This window comes from Phyllobacterium sp. LjRoot231, assembly GCF_964253365.1.
Taxonomy (GTDB): Bacteria; Pseudomonadota; Alphaproteobacteria; order Rhizobiales; family Rhizobiaceae; genus Phyllobacterium.
The window spans coordinates 4,646,425-4,663,932 of sequence record NZ_CAXUQT020000001.1; the positions used below are offsets into that span (position 1 = coordinate 4,646,425).

19 protein-coding genes, 1 tRNA gene and 1 riboswitch are annotated in these 17,508 nt (G+C 55.4%); of the genes, 8 read left to right on the top strand and 12 right to left on the bottom strand.

The window, feature by feature from the left end:
- Positions 1–35 precede the first annotated feature (35 nt).
- The 4 genes from ACSQ3H_RS23165 to ACSQ3H_RS23180 form a co-directional block, all read right to left on the bottom strand.
- Positions 36–533 carry a CAP domain-containing protein gene (locus ACSQ3H_RS23165; RefSeq protein WP_436119214.1) on the bottom strand — a complete coding sequence of 166 codons (498 nt, stop codon included), beginning with the start codon at positions 531–533 and terminating at the stop codon, positions 36–38.
- Positions 534–618: 85 nt separating this feature from the next.
- Entirely contained in the window at positions 619–885 is a 267-nt protein-coding gene (locus tag ACSQ3H_RS23170; RefSeq protein WP_436119215.1) for a DUF6460 domain-containing protein, read from the bottom strand.
- Between the two features lie 25 nt (positions 886–910).
- A tRNA-Gly gene (locus tag ACSQ3H_RS23175) sits at positions 911–984 on the bottom strand.
- A gap of 63 nt (positions 985–1,047) precedes the next feature.
- Entirely contained in the window at positions 1,048–2,139 is a 1,092-nt protein-coding gene (locus tag ACSQ3H_RS23180; RefSeq protein ID WP_436119216.1) for a 2'-deoxycytidine 5'-triphosphate deaminase, read from the bottom strand.
- Between the two features lie 81 nt (positions 2,140–2,220).
- Positions 2,221–2,300: riboswitch (SAM riboswitch) on the top strand.
- A 62-nt stretch (positions 2,301–2,362) separates the two neighbouring features.
- On the opposite strand from ACSQ3H_RS23180, the gene ACSQ3H_RS23185 reads away from it, so the two are divergent.
- A complete protein-coding gene (locus ACSQ3H_RS23185) occupies positions 2,363–3,556 on the top strand; it encodes an O-succinylhomoserine sulfhydrylase (RefSeq protein WP_436119217.1) in 1,194 nt (397 codons plus the stop codon).
- A 4-nt stretch (positions 3,557–3,560) separates the two neighbouring features.
- Here the strand turns inward: ACSQ3H_RS23185 and ACSQ3H_RS23190 are convergent, their stop codons facing one another.
- Positions 3,561–3,896 carry an MmcQ/YjbR family DNA-binding protein gene (locus ACSQ3H_RS23190; RefSeq protein ID WP_436119218.1) on the bottom strand — a complete coding sequence of 112 codons (336 nt, stop codon included), beginning with the start codon at positions 3,894–3,896 and terminating at the stop codon, positions 3,561–3,563.
- Positions 3,897–4,044: 148 nt separating this feature from the next.
- Here ACSQ3H_RS23190 and apaG point away from each other — a divergent pair, with 148 nt between their 5' ends.
- Together apaG and ACSQ3H_RS23200 are read left to right on the top strand one after the other, a co-directional pair.
- Positions 4,045–4,437, top strand: coding sequence for a Co2+/Mg2+ efflux protein ApaG (gene apaG, locus ACSQ3H_RS23195; RefSeq protein ID WP_436119219.1), 393 nt, complete (start codon positions 4,045–4,047; stop codon positions 4,435–4,437).
- Positions 4,437–4,733, top strand: coding sequence for a hypothetical protein (locus tag ACSQ3H_RS23200; RefSeq protein ID WP_436119220.1), 297 nt, complete (start codon positions 4,437–4,439; stop codon positions 4,731–4,733). Before apaG ends, ACSQ3H_RS23200 begins: the two co-directional genes overlap by 1 nt.
- Here ACSQ3H_RS23200 and ACSQ3H_RS23205 read toward each other — a convergent pair whose 3' ends face one another.
- Genes ACSQ3H_RS23205 through ACSQ3H_RS23220 form a run of 4 tightly spaced genes read right to left on the bottom strand, consistent with a single transcriptional unit; the run spans position 4,734 to position 8,117 of the window.
- Positions 4,734–4,946, bottom strand: a complete 213-nt coding sequence (locus tag ACSQ3H_RS23205) for an alkylphosphonate utilization protein (RefSeq protein WP_436119221.1) — start codon at positions 4,944–4,946, stop codon at positions 4,734–4,736.
- An 18-nt stretch (positions 4,947–4,964) separates the two neighbouring features.
- Entirely contained in the window at positions 4,965–5,969 is a 1,005-nt protein-coding gene (locus ACSQ3H_RS23210; protein ID WP_436119222.1) for an Hsp33 family molecular chaperone, read from the bottom strand.
- Positions 5,962–6,900 (bottom strand): ornithine carbamoyltransferase, encoded by a 939-nt coding sequence (argF, locus tag ACSQ3H_RS23215; RefSeq protein ID WP_436119223.1) that lies wholly within the window; start codon positions 6,898–6,900, stop codon positions 5,962–5,964. Before argF ends, ACSQ3H_RS23210 begins: the two co-directional genes overlap by 8 nt.
- Before the next feature lie 11 nt (positions 6,901–6,911).
- Positions 6,912–8,117 carry an aspartate aminotransferase family protein gene (locus tag ACSQ3H_RS23220; protein WP_436119224.1) on the bottom strand — a complete coding sequence of 402 codons (1,206 nt, stop codon included), beginning with the start codon at positions 8,115–8,117 and terminating at the stop codon, positions 6,912–6,914.
- A gap of 495 nt (positions 8,118–8,612) precedes the next feature.
- On the opposite strand from ACSQ3H_RS23220, the gene ACSQ3H_RS23225 reads away from it, so the two are divergent.
- On the top strand, positions 8,613–9,137 hold the full coding sequence (locus ACSQ3H_RS23225; protein ID WP_436119225.1) for a GcrA family cell cycle regulator: 525 nt from the start codon (positions 8,613–8,615) through the stop codon (positions 9,135–9,137).
- 45 nt (positions 9,138–9,182) lie between these two features.
- On the opposite strand, the gene ACSQ3H_RS23230 is transcribed toward ACSQ3H_RS23225, so the two are convergent.
- The gene (locus tag ACSQ3H_RS23230; RefSeq protein WP_436119226.1) at positions 9,183–10,460 is read right to left on the bottom strand and encodes an ATP-binding protein; all 1,278 of its coding nucleotides are present in this window, start codon (positions 10,458–10,460) and stop codon (positions 9,183–9,185) included.
- An 85-nt stretch (positions 10,461–10,545) separates the two neighbouring features.
- On the opposite strand from ACSQ3H_RS23230, the gene ppk2 reads away from it, so the two are divergent.
- Positions 10,546–11,460, top strand: a complete 915-nt coding sequence (gene ppk2, locus ACSQ3H_RS23235) for a polyphosphate kinase 2 (protein ID WP_436119227.1) — start codon at positions 10,546–10,548, stop codon at positions 11,458–11,460.
- On the opposite strand, the gene ACSQ3H_RS23240 is transcribed toward ppk2, so the two are convergent.
- Entirely contained in the window at positions 11,432–13,261 is a 1,830-nt protein-coding gene (locus ACSQ3H_RS23240; RefSeq protein WP_436119228.1) for a glycosyltransferase, read from the bottom strand. The two genes, ppk2 and ACSQ3H_RS23240, sit on opposite strands and share 29 nt — an antisense overlap.
- Positions 13,262–13,570: 309 nt before the next feature.
- Between ACSQ3H_RS23240 and ACSQ3H_RS23245 the strand changes: the two genes are divergently transcribed.
- The 3 genes from ACSQ3H_RS23245 (at position 13,571) to ACSQ3H_RS23255 (ending at position 16,610) form a co-directional block, all read left to right on the top strand.
- Positions 13,571–14,410, top strand: coding sequence for a transporter substrate-binding domain-containing protein (locus tag ACSQ3H_RS23245; RefSeq protein WP_436119229.1), 840 nt, complete (start codon positions 13,571–13,573; stop codon positions 14,408–14,410).
- Between the two features lie 128 nt (positions 14,411–14,538).
- The gene (locus ACSQ3H_RS23250; RefSeq protein WP_436119230.1) at positions 14,539–16,194 is read left to right on the top strand and encodes a lysine--tRNA ligase; all 1,656 of its coding nucleotides are present in this window, start codon (positions 14,539–14,541) and stop codon (positions 16,192–16,194) included.
- 32 nt (positions 16,195–16,226) lie between these two features.
- The gene (locus tag ACSQ3H_RS23255; RefSeq protein WP_436119231.1) at positions 16,227–16,610 is read left to right on the top strand and encodes a VOC family protein; all 384 of its coding nucleotides are present in this window, start codon (positions 16,227–16,229) and stop codon (positions 16,608–16,610) included.
- A 10-nt stretch (positions 16,611–16,620) separates the two neighbouring features.
- Here ACSQ3H_RS23255 and ACSQ3H_RS23260 read toward each other — a convergent pair whose 3' ends face one another.
- The gene (locus ACSQ3H_RS23260; protein ID WP_436119232.1) at positions 16,621–17,499 is read right to left on the bottom strand and encodes a thermonuclease family protein; all 879 of its coding nucleotides are present in this window, start codon (positions 17,497–17,499) and stop codon (positions 16,621–16,623) included.
- Between the last annotated feature and the right edge of the window lie 9 nt (positions 17,500–17,508).

Genomic DNA, 17,508 nt, shown 5'->3' on the forward strand with positions numbered 1-17,508 from the left:
CGCAGCGTTTTCCAGTGCAATCGCCCCAACTGGCGCTAACTAGCCAGAAGCAACGACCAGTAGCGCTCGGTACTGCCATTCGTAGACTCAGCATAGGCTAGACCGAAACGAGTGAACCTTGGGTCGAGCATATTACGCCGATGCGGCGGCGAAGCCATCCAACTGGCGAAAACCTGGTTCATATCCATGCGACCCCTTGCGATATTCTCGGCAGCAGCGCCATGAATTCCGTTGCCTTTTGCACGAGCGGCAAAGCTGCGGCCCCACAGTGTTGTATGGGACATCCGACCTGTGCTCGCCATGTAACCTGCCTGTTGCAGGGCTGCCCGTTCAAGTGTGGAATCTGGGGTCAGCCCGCCCAGACCACTCGCAGATCTGATGGCCTGCATGTTGGAAACGGCGGACGTCGAAGCGCCAGCGCTTTTTCCAGGTGTACGCGTTACGGTTTGGCAGGCAGCCAAAGGCATTATAGCGGCGGCAGCGGCGAACCCGAGAAAGTTACGGCGCGACAAATGAGAGTTCTTTTCAGACATGGGCAATTCCTGGATGAGACATATCCAGCTAGCCAGTAATTGTGGCTCCTTCACGCCCAAAGTCGACTCGAAGGAAAGTTCGGCATCAACGCCGGTAGCTAAGCAGGCGCAAAATGATGAAACAGGGGATGACGACCACCGCACCAAGCAGGAAATAGGCGGCAAAACGTTCGATGGCACCAAACCCGAGATTCCAGATACGGCGAATAAAGTTCTCGAAACCATAGAGAATATCGATTGGCGACCAGTCGAACGCGCTCATAACGACGCCAACCACCAGCGAAACCACGATGAGTTTCACAAAGACCCGACCGGGCGAGTCTCCCAGGAAGCGGTTCATTCTTTCCGACATTTGTTCTCCGGTGTTGGAAAAGAGATGGAGCGGGTGAAGGGAATCGAACCCTCGTATGCAGCTTGGGAAGCTGCCGTTCTACCATTGAACTACACCCGCATCTACCTATCAGTGTTCGCCAAAGACCGTGTTTGTCAAGCGGCACCCGGCATCATTTGCATGTCATTTGAAATGCTTGGAGAGCTTCAGCCCCTGCGCTTGGTAGTTCGAACCGAGATCGGTGCCATAAAGCGCCTTGGGCCGCTCCAGCATATGCTCATAGATCAGGCGACCAACAATCTGGCCGTGTTCCAGGATGAATGGCACTTCATGGCTGCGGACTTCAAGCACCGCGCGACTGCCGGTTCCACCCGCCGCCGTATGGCCGAAGCCCGGATCAAAGAAACCGGCATAATGCACGCGGAACTCACCGACCAGTGGATCGAAGGGCGTCATCTCTGCGGCATAGAGTGGTGGCACATGCACCGCTTCACGCGAAACGAGGATGTAGAACTCGTCCGGGTCAAGGACCAGCTCGCGCGCGCCACGATCATGGATCGGTTCCCAGAAATCAAAAAGGTCGTGCACGCCACGCTTGTCGACATCGACGACGCCGGTGTGATGCTTGCCGCGATAACCGACGAGACCTTTCGCGTCGCCGGTCAGATCGATGGATAGCGCGATGCCACCCCCGGAAATATTCGGCGTATCGGAAGCGACCAGCGTTTCTGCAGCATGCAGCGCCGTCAACTCCGCCTCTTCCAATTGCGCGCGCCCGGTACGGAAGCGGATTTGCGACAAGCGCGAACCGGTCCGTGCGACGATGGGGAAGGTGCGCGGGCTGACCTCGAGATAGAGTGGACCGTGATAGCCCGCCGGCACTTTATCGAACTCCTGTGCACCATCGACGATAACGCGCGTGAAAATATCCAAGCGACCGGTTGAACTCTTGGGATTGGCGGAGGCAGAAACCTCGGCGTGCAGGCTCAGGCTTTCCAGCAAGGGCACAATATAGACGCAGCCGGTTTCCAGCACGGCGCCCTCGGTAAGGTCGATTTCATGCAGCTTCAGACGCTCTAGCTTGTCGATGACCGCGGTTCCCGGGCCCGGCATGAAACTCGCACGAACACGATAGGCTTTTGCACCAAGCCGCAGATCGAGGCTCGCAGGTTGGATCTGGTCGCTATCGAAATCGCGCGCAGTTTTAAGAGCGCCCGACTGATAGAGTGCCCTGATACCGTTATCCGCCAGAATGCCCGCTTGATGTCTACTCATGTCGATCGCCAAACCCTACAAAACATACAAAAGCTTTACCGTCTCGCCCGGTTGACGCAAGACGCCAAGAGGATTAAAGCAGTTTTATCCCGTGGTGATTTGGCCGGCCGGCTTGCAGCCACGTTAAATAATTTGCTAAAAGAGGCCCGGTCTCGTCCGGCCTTTTTGCGATTCACGCAAGGCCGGTTTTTTATTGGCCAGATTCTGGCAGATTGAGAAGACGATGACCAAGAACACCACCCGCAAACTGCGCGCCGCAACACAACTCGTCCATGCTGGAACGCTGCGTTCAGGCTTCGGAGAGACATCCGAGGCGTTGTTCCTGACGCAAGGCTTTGTCTACCCCAGCGCCGAAGCCGCCGAAGCCCGTTTCAAGGGGGAAGAGCCGGGATTCATCTATTCGCGCTATGCCAATCCGACCACCGACATGTTCGAAAAGCGTATGTGCGCACTGGAAGGCGCTGAAGATGCGCGTGCTACGGCGTCAGGCATGGCGGCTGTGGCGGCAGCCATCATCTGCCAGGTCAAGGCCGGCAATCACGTTCTGGCTGCACGGGCGATGTTCGGCTCCTGTCGCTACATCATCGAGACGCTTCTGCCGCGCTATGGCGTTGACTTTACCTTGATCGATGGCTCGAAGATCGAGAACTGGCAAAACGCCATACGCCCGAACACCAAAGTGTTATTCCTCGAGAGCCCGACCAACCCGACACTGGAAGTCATCGATATTGCTGCGGTGGCAAAGGTCGCCAATTCCGTCGGCGCGAAACTTATTGTCGACAACGTCTTTGCGACGCCACTCTTTCAGAAGCCGCTGGAACTCGGTGCACACATCGTTGTCTATTCCACGACCAAACATATCGATGGACAAGGTCGTTGTCTTGGCGGAGTGATCCTTTCCGACAAGCAGTGGGTAGACGAAAACCTGCACGAATATTTCCGCCATACCGGCCCTGGTCTCAGCCCGTTCAACTCATGGGTCATGCTGAAGGGTCTTGAAACCTTGGCCGTACGTGTACGCCAGCAAACGGAGAGTGCAGCGAAGATCGCCGATTTCCTCGCCGATCATCCAGCCGTCTCCAAAGTTCTCTACCCTGGACGTGCCGATCATCCGCAGGCTGACATCATCGCCAAGCAGATGTCGGGCGGTTCGACACTGATCGCCTTCGAAGTAAAGGGCGGCAAGAAGGCAACATTCAATGTCGAGAACGCGCTGGAAATCATTCAGATTTCCAACAACCTCGGCGATTCAAAGAGCCTCATCACGCATCCCACCACGACCACCCACAAGAACCTTACTGACGAGGCGCGCGCCGAGCTTGGTATTTCCGATGGGCTGTTGCGGCTGTCGGTCGGGCTTGAAGATGCCGACGACCTAATCGAAGATCTCGATGCCGCACTGAGAGCGGCGCGGTAAAAAATCAGAGAATGTGCCTCGCCGAGACTGATTTCGGCGCGGCCTTCTTCCAGGCCATCGCCATGGCGTGGCGCACCACATTCGCATCGGCACTGTCGAGGATGACAAATGTTGAGCCTTTTTCGCCCCAGCTTCCCGGCACGGGTTCAAACATTTCGCCAGATGTTTCATGTAAGAGCGCTTGATCTTCGCGGGTGAGCAACAAAACACCGCGCAGCTTTTCTGGGCGCAGTGTCGCGAAGATTTTTCCGTTCACTCGAAAATCGGTCGCGTTGAAATGACTTGCCTGAATAGTTTCAGGAAATGAAAGGGCCATCTCTGCGAATTCCTCGAGGCTCATCAATAGAATTGCTTAGCTCCACCGAACCACTTCAGCTCTATATTAGCGATAAATGCGCTGATCACGAAGGATTTAAACCCAACTTTCTTTGGACGGTTGACGCAATGGCGCTGACCCGCGATATGAGGGACATAGACTGAGAGAAGGTATGTATAAAGCTATTACTCGCGATATTGAGGTCACCGTCGAACCGTTCTATCTGGAGGAGCAGTCCAATCCAGAAGAAAACAGATACGTCTGGGGATATCGCATTACCATCGCCAACGAGTCCGAAAGCACAGTGCAATTGCGTGCGCGCTACTGGAAAATCACCGATGGCAACGGACATGTGGAAGAGGTGCGCGGACCTGGGGTCATCGGCGAACAACCCATTCTCAATCCCGGCGACTCTTTCCAATACTCCTCCGGCTGTCCGCTGACGACGACATCCGGCGTGATGCTCGGCCGCTATACAATGCAGACCGACAGCGGAGAACGCTTTGACATCGAGATTCCAGCCTTCTCGCTTGACCTTCCTGACCAGTTACGCACATTGAACTGATGCAAGAGACAAATCGCACTCAATCGCCTTACGTCAAGGCCTTGGCCTGTTCCGCTGTCGCCTTCGCTCTAGCCATAGGCGCGCTATTCCTCGGCTATACTTTGCCAAGTTTCACTACCAGCACGGAGGCTGTCAGCCAGTTGGTCGCGTTGGTGATGGTCCCCGGCCTCATCGTCGGCCTGCTGGCGAAGAAATCAACGAGAGTATGGCCGCTTTGGCTGATCATCTGTGCATTCATCGCACTTCTGATCGTCGTGACAGTGGTCCATGAAGTGACCGCGCCGATGCGCGCCTGATCAGGCCTTTTTCAGGAATTCGGCCTTCAGAACAAGACCTTTGACCTGCTTGGTGTTACACTCAATCTCGCCCTCGCGACCGTTCAACCGGATATTCTTGATGAGGGTCCCGCGCTTTATCGTTTCCGATGTACCCTTAACCTTCAGATCCTTGATCAAGGTGACGGAATCGCCATCGAGGAGCTCGGTGCCGTTGCTGTCTCTTATTTCCACGATGGCATTTCCTTATCGTCAATTCTTCGGCAAAAATTCTGCCGGATCGAATTCATATTCTGTCGAGCAGAATTCGCAGGTGACACTGATCTTGCCATCCTCGATGCTGTCAGTAATCTCTTCAGCAGTGAAGCCAGACAGCACGTCGGCGATTTTCTCGCGTGAGCACGAGCAATCATCGTTAACGGGCACGGCGTCGAAAACGCGGACGCCCCGCTCGTGAAACAGGCGGTATAGCAACCGTTCGGCTCCGACTTGCGGATCGGTCAATTCCGAGCTTTCGATCGTCGCTACGAGTGCCTTGATCTCCGCCCAGTCATCGTCCTCGACAAGATCGATTTGATCATCGTCGTCGGATTCCGGCGTGTCACCCGCTGGAAGATCACGTTGACGCAAGCGTAGCTCCGATTCAGGCAGGAACTGCACAATGATCCCACCGGCGCGCCATTGTTCGACCGGCTTGCCGTCTTCGCCACGTTCGATCAGCTTTGCAACCGAAAGACGAAGGTCGGTTGGAATCTGCTCTGACTGGCGAAAATAGGTCTTGGCGATCTCTTCGAGATTGGAGCCGTCAAGAGCGACGATACCCTGATAGCGTTGAGTGTATTCGCCCTGATCCACGGTAAGTGCGAGCGTGCCGCTACCCATCAGTTCCACGGGCGATAGTCGGTTTCCGGCAATGGCTTCGGCCAGCCTTTCCTCGTTATAGCGCGCGTAAGCGCGAACGGAATTCGGCGTGCGAAAATCAACGACTAGCATATCGACCGGTCCGTCCGACTGCGACTGGAAGATGAATTTACCATCGAACTTCAGCGACGTGCCAAGCAATACCGTGAGCACGATCGCCTCCGCTAAGAGCTTTGCCACCGGCTCCGGATAGTCGTGACGGCTCAAAATATCGTCAAGCGTCGGCCCTAGTTGGACGGCACGTCCACGCGCATCCAGTTCCTCGACCTGGAACGGCACCACGGCATCATCGCCCGCGAAGATATATTCGTCGGCGCGGATGGAAGTATCAGGCATTTGGGCGCCCTCCTTCAAGACACCAGGCAAGAATGGCCTTTTGCGCATGCAACCGATTTTCTGCCTCGTCAAAAACGACGGAATGTGGTCCGTCAATGACAGAGTCCGTCACTTCCTCGCCGCGGTGCGCCGGCAGGCAATGCATGAACAGCGCGTCTGGGTTAGCATGCTTCAGCAATGCGTCGTTGACCTGGTATGGCATGAAAACGTTGTGACCGCGCGCGCGACCTTCCTGTCCCATCGACACCCAGGTATCCGTCACGATGCAATCGACACCCTCGACGGCCGAGATCGGATCAGTCGTCAGTCTGATCTTGCCGCCAGCGCGCTTGGCCCAATCGAGATATTTGCTATCTGGCTCGCTGCCTTCCGGTGTCGCGATATTGAGATTGAAATCAAACTGCGCCGCCGCCTCGACGAGCGAGTGCAGCACATTGTTACCGTCGCCTGTCCAAGCGAAAGTCTTGCCCTTGACCGGACCGCGATGTTCTTCGAACGTCATGATATCGGCCATGATCTGGCACGGATGCGTGTCGTCAGTCAGCGCATTGATCACTGGCACCGTGGCGTTTTCGGCCATCTCAGTCAGACGCTCATGTGTTGTCGTGCGCATCATGATGATGTCGACATAGCGCGACAATACCTTTGCCGTGTCGGCAATGGTCTCGCTGCGACCAAGCTGCATTTCCGACCCGGTTAGCATGATCGTCTCACCACCAAGCTGGCGCATGCCCACATCGAAGGACACGCGCGTGCGGGTTGAAGGCTTGTCGAATATCATTGCCAACACCTTGCCCGCAAAGGGTTTTTCGATGTCGCCGGCCTTGAGCCGCGTTTTGCGTGCACGAGCGTCGTTGAGAATGAGTCGCAAATCCTTAGGCGAAAGCGCCGAGATATCCGTGAAATGACGGAGGTCTTGTTTGATCATCATGAGACCTGTCTCTACGCACTTTTCTGTCTGGCAGTGACTGACAGACGTTCGGCTGCCGCTTCGATCCTCGAGAGAGCGTCGCGAGCTTCATCTTCAGTTGCAACCAGCGGTGGCAGAAGGCGAATAACATTGTCGCCTGCACCAACGGTAAGCAAATGTTCGTCACGCAAGGCCTGGACCATCGTCGTGTTCGGGACAACGCACTTCAGGCCGATCAGGAGACCGCGGCCGCGCACCTCGGAAATCACGTCCGGATAGCGATCGGAAATCGAAGCCAGCCCCTGTTTCATAACCAGGGCAATTTTCTGCACATGCTCAAGAAAACCCTCTTCGAGGATGATGTCGAGGACAGCATTGCCAATCGCCATGGCCAGCGGATTGCCACCAAAGGTGGTGCCATGCACCCCGGCGGTCATGCCCCTGGCAGCTTCCGCTGTGCTAAGACATGCGCCAAGCGGAAAACCACCGCCAATGCCTTTGGCGACAGCCATGATGTCCGGCTTGATGCCAGACCATTCGTGCGCGAAGAGCTTGCCCGTGCGGCCCATACCTGACTGCACCTCATCAAGGATCAACAGCAAGCCTTGTTCGTCGCAGAGTTTGCGCAGGGCGCGCAGTTCTTCGTCCGGCACCGAACGAACGCCCCCCTCGCCCTGGATCGGCTCAATCAATATGGCTGCGGTTTCGGGTCCGATCGCTGCTTTTAGCGCCTTTTCGTCACCGAAAGGCACCTGGTCGAAACCTTCGACCTTTGGTCCAAAGCCTTCAAGGTATTTCGGCTGACCGCCGGCGGCGATGGTCGCGAGCGTTCGGCCATGAAAAGCGCCTTCGAAAGTGATGATACGGAAGCGCTCGGGGCTGCCGTTGACATAATGATAGCGCCGCGCCGTCTTGATCGCGCATTCCAGCGCCTCCGCGCCGGAATTGGTGAAGAAGACCTTATCCGCAAAAGTACTGTCGACGAGGCGCTGGCCCAAGCGCGTCTGGCCGGGAATTTCATAGATATTGGAGACATGCCACAGCTTCTCAGCCTGGCTTTTCAGGGTCTCGACGAGGTGCGGATGCGCGTGGCCAAGCGCGTTGACGGCGATACCGGCGGCGAAATCGAGATAACGATCCCCAGTCTCTGTCACGAGCCACACGCCCTCGCCTCGCTCAAAGCGCAGATCCGCACGAGCAAAAGTGTCGTAAAGCGGTTGCGCGTTTGCGTCCGTCATATCTTCAAGGGCTCCAAAACCCAGTTTATCAAACCTGCTGATTATAAAGAAGAAACCGGCAGCGATGAAATCAAAAAGCCGCCCCACAATGCCATTTTTGGGGGCGGCCACACGCACGTAATATCATCATTCGAACCGCAATTGTCAAATGAACACTTTACGAGTCTTTATTGCCACCTGAGCTATTGATGCATTTAAGATTTCGTCCCTGCAACCTTAACGAGCAAGCTCGAAGTCTCATAACGAGTCTTTTTTGCAACAGTTGACCGCGCAAGTTGGGGAAAACCCCAAAAACCCACCCCGGGACGCACGCCCGACTCTTGTCACAGAGTCATCCCATATTGTACGTTGGGAAACGAAATAGCTAGATTTCGTGCGGCGTCCTCGTCATCTGAATAGATATAGTGTCAGGCCAATCTGGAGCAATCCAGATGCGAGGAAGGATTCAGTCTAACGTCCGCACAAAAACTGAGCCCCATATGGAGCTAGGAAACGATGAACTGGACAGATGAGCGCGTAGAGCAGCTGAAAAAACTTTGGGCCGAAGGTCTGAGTGCAAGCCAGATCGCAGCACAACTGGGTGGTGTCAGCCGCAATGCTGTCATCGGCAAGGTACATCGGCTGAAACTGTCGGGACGCGGCAAGACCACTTCAACCCAAACGCGCAGCAAGAAGGTCAATACAAGCACTTCAGGCGGTCAGCGTAGCAGCGGCTCTATCGGGCACATGTCGAGCAGGGTTATGAACCGCAGCGTCGGCGCAACAGCATTGCAGGCCGAATACAGCACTGACCTCATAACCCACACTGTCACGAAAACGGTGACCGATGTCGTCGTGCCGATTTCGCGGCGTCTCGAACTTGTGCAGTTGAGTGAGCGGACTTGCAAATGGCCGGTCGGTGATCCTCTACAGCCGGATTTCAACTTCTGCGGCAATGATGTTGGAGAGTCGGGACCCTATTGCACCTATCATTCCCGCTTGGCCTACCAGCCGGCGTCTGATCGTCGCCGCATTCGGTAATTCGCGACCCGACTGTTGCTAAAGGCGCCGAGTGGCGCCTTTTTGTTACGCGCCGTAGCCTTTCAGCGGTCCGAACACGACGGTGAACGAGGAGCCTTCGCCGACTTTCGAGCGAACGACCAGCCGCGCGCGATGCCGGGTCAGGATATGTTTGACGATGGCAAGACCAAGACCCGTCCCCTTCTGCGCTCGGCTCGTCTCCAGACTGACGCGGTAGAATCGCTCGGTAAGCCGCGGTATGTGTTCATCCGGGATGCCCGGTCCGAAATCCTGGACGGTTGCCTTGATCGACTCGCCATCCCGCTTCAGCTCGATAATGATCCTTTTGCCGGATTGGCCATATTTGAAGGCGTTTTCAATGAGGTTCTGGAAGACCTGCGTTAGCTCATCGCGATCACCGAGAACGTTTACCGGACCCGGATCGATGTCACGCTCCATCTCAACGCCAAGATCGGCAGCGAGCGGTCTCAACGAGTCCGCCACATGATTAAGCACCACCGCCAAATCAACCTGATCCTTGACGGCGATATGTGCCTTCATCTCGATACGGGACAGGGACAGAAGATCGTCGATCAGTCGCGCCATTCGCTCGGCCTGCTTCTGCATGATCTCGAGAAAGTTATCGCGCGCAGCTTCATCGTTGCGTGCCGGGCCTCGCAAGGTTTCGATGAAGCCGCTAAGCGAGGCCAGTGGCGTGCGTAACTCATGACTTGCATTGGCGATGAAATCCGAACGCATGCGCTCCAGACGGTGCGCTTCGGTTTGATCGCGGAATGACAGCAAATATTGACGATCACTCCCTCCCGCCTGATCGAGCAGAAGCACTGTCGCGCGGTACCAGCGCTCAACCGGAACACGCTCGAAATAATCGACAGAACGCGCCATCGCGTCGGCCATTACCGACTGAACCAGTGTCTGCATCTCCGGCGCACGGAAATGCATCAATAGCGCGCCGCCCCGGGCCAATGGCCGAAAAGCACCGCTAGCTGCTGGGTTGACATAAAGGATCGTCCCCCCGTGGTCGAAAATGATCAGCGGATCCGGCAATTGCGCTGCGAGCTGCTGACCCGACAGACGAAAGATTGCGGGGTCGTTCATAAGCTGATCTGCATCTGTATCATTCGCGCGCGGAAAAGCCGCCGAAAGCATGACCACAGCGAGAAGTACCAGCATCAGGATGGTGAAACTCAGCCACCAGGATGCGCCTGAGCTCAGGACCAGAGCGGTGATGAACGCAGCAACTCCTAGCACAAAGCGCGCACGGATCAGTCTTTCCACCGCTCTTTGCCACAACGTCCGTCCCTCCAGTCCCCATATGCTCATGCACTAAACTCCTGCGTTGCAGTGCTTTTTTCGCCTCTGGACGATGCAACGCTCTCCCAATAACATGGCTTTATGTCAATTGAGGATGAATGCGTTGAGTAAAGATTCAAAAAAGAAATCGGAAAGCCCGGAACCGGGAAAATCCACACTCGAACTGAAGATTGACGGCAAGAAGCGCAGCTTCAACATTGATGATCCCAAACTGCCGGGCTGGATCGAGGATGGCGCGCTGCGATCCGGCGATTTTCCGTATGCGGAAAAGATGCCGAACGACGAATATGCGGAGACGCTCGAACTGCTGCAGATCCAATTGGTGAAGATGCAATACTGGTTGCAGGAAACTGGCGGGCGGGTCATGGCGGTTTTCGAGGGCCGGGACGCGGCGGGTAAAGGCGGCACGATCTTCAACTTGCGCCAATATATGAATCCACGCAACGCGCGCAACGTTGCCTTGCCCAAACCAAGCGAGACCGAACGCGGACAATGGTATTTCCAGCGCTATGTCTCGCATTTCCCGACCACCGGCGAATTCGTTACCTTTGACCGCTCCTGGTACAATCGCGGCGGTGTAGAGCCGGTGTTGGGCTTTTGCACTCCCGAACAACATGAATCTTTTCTCGAAGAGGCACCCGGATTCGAGCGGATGATCGTTGCCGACAATATCCATTTTTTCAAATTCTGGCTCGATATAGGCCAGATCATGCAATTGAAGCGCTTTCACGATCGCCGGCACAGCCCTCTCAAGAACTGGAAATTCTCGCCGATCGATATTGCGGGCGCCGAGAAGTGGGATGACTATACCAGGGCGCGCGACGAGATGACGGCACGGACCCACACGGCCTACGCCCCGTGGACGATCGTGCGATCCAACGACAAACGCCGCGCGCGCATTGCCGTGATCCGCCGAATCTTGCTGAGTCTACCGTACAAGGGGCGAGATATCGACGTGATCGGCAACGAGGACTCGTTGATCATCGGTTCGGGTCCAGGCTTTCTCTAGCGGCCGGGCGGTGCGGGGTTTTCTCCCATAGAAAAGGCTTCGTGCAGAGTTGCTTGACCGCGCGCCATGCCGCCACGGACACCAATAGCCAGTAGAGCGGTACACAGCGCAGTATAGGACCTGCTACTTTTTTACCGACGGGGCTGCGCTTTCCCAGTGCGTGGAATGACAAATATCCCATCGTAATGTTTACGCAATCGATTAGAAGGATACTGCGGTCGGTGACGGTAGCGTCCACCAGAATGAGATCGAGTGCCGAATAGGCAATGAAAACGAGCATGAGCGGATAGAGCAGCGTCGAGACAATCAGCCCCGCTGAGAATATGTGATAAACCAGAAAGCGGCGAATTCCGAGGTCTTTAAGAAACCGCCGCGGATGCCGCATCTCGACGAGCCAAGTCTGCATCCAGCCTTTCAGCCAGCGTGTCCGCTGTCGCAACCAGACGCCGGTCTCCGTCGGGGCGTCTTCGATCGTTGGCAGCGATAGCATCTCAACGAGAAATTCGCGGCGGGCGAGCCGAGTGCCGAGCTCAGCATCTTCGGTCATATTGTATGGGTCCCAGCCACCGACTGCCTCCAGACAGTTGCGGCGGAAATGATTTGAACTTCCGCCGAGTGGCAACACGAAACAGTTGCGGGCAAGCCAAGGTAAAAAACCAAAGAAATGCGCAGCATATTCAAAGGCAAACAAGCGGGCAAGCCATCCTTCATGAGCGTTTGCAATGACCAGTGGAGCCTGCAGGCAGCCTAGATATTCCCCTCCCGTGTTGAAGCGCTGCCATGCCTCGAGCAATTGATCAGGATGCGGCCGGTCTTCTGCGTCATATACAACCACAAATTCTCCGCTCACCATTTGCAGCCCGTAGTTGAGGGCTTTCGGCTTTGTACGAGGCCCGATGCCGGGCACCGGGATGACCTTGAAACCATAGGGTAGTACTTGATCCTCGAACGCCGCAATGGTCGCGGAGTCATCCGCCTCGCACAGGAACGTTACTTCGAGCTTTGAGCGCGGCCAGTTGAGCTCAGTCATGGCCCGCACTAGCTGAGGAACCACCTCGGCCTCCCGGTAGAGCGCAATCATAACGCTATAGATTGGGAGTTTGCGCACGGGAACCATCGGGAGGACACTCGTCACCCTTTTGGTCATTCCACTGATTGCCAGTAGGCGTAGTAGGATGCATCCAGAAAACACTGAGAAAAGCATGTGAAGGATCAACCATAAGCTAGAAGGCGCAAGTGCAAGTCCGAACAGGATTGACGCGCCCAAAAGCCCGACGAGAATGCCTTGCCTGCCGGTCACAACAATCCTTGCCGAAAATCCCAGACTGGCCGTTTCGACCATGTCCACGGCATTTTCCCCGAGCACCTGCTCGTAATGCAGTCGCAGGAATTTCAAAAGGTGCGAGGGAGTCGTTATCCGCAATCGAGCTGCTATATCCCGGCTTTGGGGAAGATGCATTTTGAGCACTGCAATTTCTCGCAATGTCGGTGCTATATAGATCAGCGTCGTATGATCGGGTATGACGACAACTGCGTGTCTTATATAGCGCAGAGCGATAAAGTCCTGCCCTGCAGGCGCTACGACATGCACGTCTGCAGCTATCTCATCTAACAGCAGCCCTGCTTCGCGAGCGATGCATTCGGCGATCAGCACTTCATCGGCGTCCTCGGATGCATAAAGTTCTTCGAGGAAAGAAGTTGCATTGGTAAAAGATCGCCTGAATGCCGCGATGATCGACGGTTTCGCCATTCCACCTGCGCAAAGACGAGCGGCGAGCGAAATCGTTATTTCCCTGGTCACCGAGAAAAATTCTATTGAAAGATGTTTGCAGCTAAACTGCTCGATGACATCTGGAAATAAAAAATGTGACTATGCAACATTACCATGTGAAAACCTTCAATCAAAAATTGAAATATCAGAATATGAACATACCCGTAGTAGTATTTATCGAAATATCTATTTGGAATGCGGAATAAATGATGAAATAATAATTGATACTGAAACTTCGTGATTGTCATCATTTTTTTTGAACGGACTGCGGCCCAATCTGTCAAGGCAGTCCGGATCGTGTTACCCTCGCTGCAAATCACGCCGTCATGTTGAGACCGAATGCATTTCCGCACATCTGCCGCTATCAGTTTAAGCCTCGTCCTGACAGCGTTGTCGCAAGCTTATGCCGCGTCGAATTTTCCGCACTATTGGGACGGACGTGAGCATATTTCCAAGCCAGATCTTTCTACAATTGAACGCATTCGTTTTGTGACTACGGTCGACTACCCGCCCTTTAATTTCATCGACAGCACCGGGCGCATTTCCGGCTTCAACATCGATCTGGTGCGAGCGATCTGCGATGAACTCTCTGTCACTGCAATCTGTCAGATCGAAGCGCGTCCGTGGAATGAATTGCAGCCAACGCTTGAAAACGGCGAGGCGGAAGCGATTATCGCCGGATTGAGGCCAACAGCCGCGTTGCGCCAGAAACTCGCGTTCACGACGCCCTATATAAGGCTGCCTGCACGATTCGTGACACTGAAGGAAACGCCACTTACGGAACCTCTTGCCGATGCTCTCGACAAGAAGACAGTCGGGGTCGTAGCGGGTTCTGTGCACCAAGTGATTTTTGCCGATTACTTTCCGAAGGGCCATTGGGTCGGCTACCCGTCGCGCGACCTCATGCTCAAGGACCTGCAGGCGAAGAAGATCGATGCCGTGTTCGCCGATGGGTCCGACCTATCCTTCTGGATCGGCAGCCTCGAGTCGCGCAACTGCTGCGCCTTCGCGGGTGGACCCTATATCGCGCCGCAGTTTCTCGGCGATGGGATGACGATCGCAACCACACAGGAAAACAGCAAACTCGTCGACGCATTCGATTTTGCCCTAAAATCCGTAGAAGATAAGGGCACTGTTTCAGAACTTTATCTGCGTTATTTTCCGGTCGATTTTTATTGAGCGTCTCTGATTGATTTTGAAAATCAGCGTCGGATTGTCTTCGTACGGACACATGCGATTGACGCGAACAACCTGCCGCCATAGTGTCCGCGCGCCTCACCAAATGGCAAGAAACACAGGAAAAACGAATGACTACGCGCCTTAACACTCAAATCGAACTGACCCCCGAACTGATTGCGGCGGCAGCAGAGGCCAAAGCATGGCCCTTCGAGGAGGCGCAGAAAATCATCAAACGTTATGAGAGGACCGGATATCCCGAGACGATTCTGTTCGAGACTGGCTACGGCCCCTCCGGTCTGCCGCATATCGGCACGTTCGGCGAAGTGGCGCGCACCTCGATGGTGCGCCACGCGTTTCGCATCCTGACCAAAGACCAGGTAAACACCAAGCTGCTGTGCTTTTCCGACGACATGGACGGTATGCGCAAGATACCAGACAATGTACCGGATAGCTCGTTTCTGGAACCGCACCTGCACAAGCCGCTGTCGGCCGTTCCCAATCCTTTTGGCGGCGACTACAGCAGTTTCGCCGACCACAACAACGTTATGTTATGCGGCTTCCTGGATACATTCGGTTTCGACTACGAATTTGCCAGCGCGACGCAATATTACAAATCGGGCCGCTTCGATGAAGTACTGCTGCGCGCTGCCGAGCGCTATGACGACATTATGAAGGTAATGCTGCCGACACTCGGCGAGGAGCGTCAGGCGACCTACAGCCCCTTTTTGCCGATTTCTCCGACAAGCGGTCGAGTTCTCTACGTTCCGATGAAGAACATTGACGCGAAGAACGGCACCATAACTTTTGACGACGAGAACGGCGTCGAGACGACCCTTCCTGTGACAGGCGGCAACGTCAAACTGCAGTGGAAGCCTGACTTCGGGATGCGCTGGGCGGCCCTCGGCGTTGATTTCGAGATGTTTGGCAAAGACCACCAGACGAATGCGATTATCTACGACCGCATCTGCGAGATTTTGGGTGGCCGCGCTCCGGAGCACTTCGTCTATGAACTATTTCTCGACGATGTTGGCCAGAAGATATCCAAGTCGAAGGGTAATGGCATCAGCATTGACGAATGGCTGACCTATGCGCCAACCGAAAGTCTAGGTATTTATATGTTCCAGAAGCCGAGAACGGCAAAGCGGCTCTATTTTGATGTCATTCCCAAGGCAGTGGACGAATACTTTACCTATCTCTCCGCTTATGGACGCCAATCCTGGAAAGACCGGCTGAACAATCCTGTCTGGCACCTACACAATGGCAATCCGCCAGCTGTCGAGATGCCGGTTCCGTTCGCCCTCTTGTTAAACCTTGTCAGCGCCTCCAATGCCGAGAACAGCAGCGTTCTTTGGGGATTCATTTCGCGCTACGCACCAGGCGTCACGACCGAGAACAATCCGGAACTGGATGCACTGGTGGGTTACGCCATCCGCTACTTCAACGATTTCGTAAAGCCATCGAAGAAATTCCGCACCCCCGACGAAGTGGAACGCGGCGCGCTGGAAGAGATGGACAAGAAGCTGGCAGCTCTTCCTAGCGATGTTGACGGCAACGACATTCAGAACGCGATTCTCAACGTCGCTCGCGCCATCGAACGATATCAGGACCATACGAAGAAAAGCCCCGAGGGCGGTCCGGGCGTATCCGTATCCTTCTTCCAGATGCTCTATGAGGTTCTCATCGGCCAAGAACGTGGGCCGCGTTTCGGCTCGTTTGTTGCGCTTTACGGTATTGCCGAGACACGGGCCCTGATTGCAAAGGCGCTGGCGGGTAAACTATCATAGATTGGCATGGGTAAAATCGGCGGGAGGACTGAATGATTGACCATACGGGCGTTGCTGTAAGTAACTACGAGCAGAGCAAGAAATTCTATTCTGAAACACTCGCCGCAATTGGATACGAACTGATCCTCGAAATTCCGGCTTCAGTCACAGGGAATGAGGACGTTGCCGGTTTTGGCGAGGGAGGCAAGCCGGATTTCTGGGTCGCAAGCGGAGTGCCAAACAAACCACCGCTTCACGTCGCTTTCCGCGTCAATAGCCGCGCTGTAGTCGACGCCTTCTACAAGGCGGCTTTGACAGCTGGCGGTAGCGATAACGGCCAGCCAGGATTGCGCCCGCACTACCATCCCAATTATTACGGAGCGTTTGTGCTGGACCCGGACGGCCACAACATCGAGGCTGTCTGTCACGAAGCATAAAACAGGAATTCTATTGCGGCCTTGGCGGAAAGGGTGCGTTCGGCACTGCCAATGGCGGTGGCGCCGGTATGGGCTCTGGCGGCGCGGGTGGTGCATCGCTGAATGATGGCAGCGGCAGATCTCCGGTAGCCGGAAGCGCAAGGGGCGGACTGCCGAAGATCCCGAGCTTTGCCTCTTCAGCTCGCTTCATTGTCTCAGCCATCGGTGTGCCGTCCTTTGCTCGTGCCCAACCATTCTGCACTAGCCATTCGGCCAGATCAGTACCACCAAGCTTGCACTCTGTCGCAATGAGTTCGTCTGGCGGCTGGCCCGGCACGGTGCATTCGACAGCCCGCGATCGCAGCCAGTTGCGGAACGCTGTTCGGGCTGCCATGCCGCAAGGCCAGGTTGCACCACCTTCGGCATTGCAGGTCTCCTCGGGTGGAACTGCCTCGATACCGTCAAGTGCGATCTTGTAGCCCGACGCTTCAATTGTGCCCGCCGCAGTCGCAACCGGACGATAGAGGAGCACAGGCTTTGCCGTATTATCGACCGGCGTCGGAGGAGGTGGTGGTGCAGGAGGCAAAGCCTGCCCCATTTCGCTCAAGGGTTGGCGGGGTTCGACACGCTCCAGCGGCACAGACTCATTGCCCGAGGGCGAAAACCCATCCGGGTCGACCTGACGTGCCTCCGGAGACGTAACCCGCGCCTGCGGTTGTGCAGCTTCAGGCGTATCATCCGGTGCGGCGTTCTTCATCTCGTCCGGCAGTTCGAAATTCTCTGGCGTAACATCAACTCCTTGGCTGGAAATTGCCGGCATATCCAGGCCGCCATTAAATGGCGCGACGAAGGCGTAGACCAATCCCAAAGCCACCAGAACGGTCAGAACATAAAGCGGTAGCTGGCGCATGCGGAATGC

Bases quoted from the DNA above. Each gene is read 5' to 3' on its own strand.
- argF (WP_436119223.1), bottom strand. From the start codon at position 6,900: ATGATGATCAAACAAGACCTCCGTCATTTCACGGATATCTCGGCGCTT.
- ACSQ3H_RS23180 (WP_436119216.1), bottom strand. From the start codon at position 2,139: ATGAGTAGACATCAAGCGGGCATTCTGGCGGATAACGGTATCAGGGCA.
- ACSQ3H_RS23260 (WP_436119232.1), bottom strand. From the start codon at position 17,499: ATGCGCCAGCTACCGCTTTATGTTCTGACCGTTCTGGTGGCTTTGGGA.
- apaG (WP_436119219.1), top strand. From the start codon at position 4,045: ATGTATAAAGCTATTACTCGCGATATTGAGGTCACCGTCGAACCGTTC.
- ACSQ3H_RS23230 (WP_436119226.1), bottom strand. From the start codon at position 10,460: ATGAGCATATGGGGACTGGAGGGACGGACGTTGTGGCAAAGAGCGGTG.
- ppk2 (WP_436119227.1), top strand. From the start codon at position 10,546: ATGAATGCGTTGAGTAAAGATTCAAAAAAGAAATCGGAAAGCCCGGAA.
- ACSQ3H_RS23170 (WP_436119215.1), bottom strand. From the start codon at position 885: ATGTCGGAAAGAATGAACCGCTTCCTGGGAGACTCGCCCGGTCGGGTC.
- ACSQ3H_RS23185 (WP_436119217.1), top strand. From the start codon at position 2,363: ATGACCAAGAACACCACCCGCAAACTGCGCGCCGCAACACAACTCGTC.
- ACSQ3H_RS23190 (WP_436119218.1), bottom strand. From the start codon at position 3,896: ATGAGCCTCGAGGAATTCGCAGAGATGGCCCTTTCATTTCCTGAAACT.
- ACSQ3H_RS23200 (WP_436119220.1), top strand. From the start codon at position 4,437: ATGCAAGAGACAAATCGCACTCAATCGCCTTACGTCAAGGCCTTGGCC.
- ACSQ3H_RS23255 (WP_436119231.1), top strand. From the start codon at position 16,227: ATGATTGACCATACGGGCGTTGCTGTAAGTAACTACGAGCAGAGCAAG.
- ACSQ3H_RS23245 (WP_436119229.1), top strand. From the start codon at position 13,571: ATGCATTTCCGCACATCTGCCGCTATCAGTTTAAGCCTCGTCCTGACA.
- ACSQ3H_RS23210 (WP_436119222.1), bottom strand. From the start codon at position 5,969: ATGCCTGATACTTCCATCCGCGCCGACGAATATATCTTCGCGGGCGAT.
- ACSQ3H_RS23250 (WP_436119230.1), top strand. From the start codon at position 14,539: ATGACTACGCGCCTTAACACTCAAATCGAACTGACCCCCGAACTGATT.
- ACSQ3H_RS23165 (WP_436119214.1), bottom strand. From the start codon at position 533: ATGTCTGAAAAGAACTCTCATTTGTCGCGCCGTAACTTTCTCGGGTTC.
- ACSQ3H_RS23225 (WP_436119225.1), top strand. From the start codon at position 8,613: ATGAACTGGACAGATGAGCGCGTAGAGCAGCTGAAAAAACTTTGGGCC.
- ACSQ3H_RS23220 (WP_436119224.1), bottom strand. From the start codon at position 8,117: ATGACGGACGCAAACGCGCAACCGCTTTACGACACTTTTGCTCGTGCG.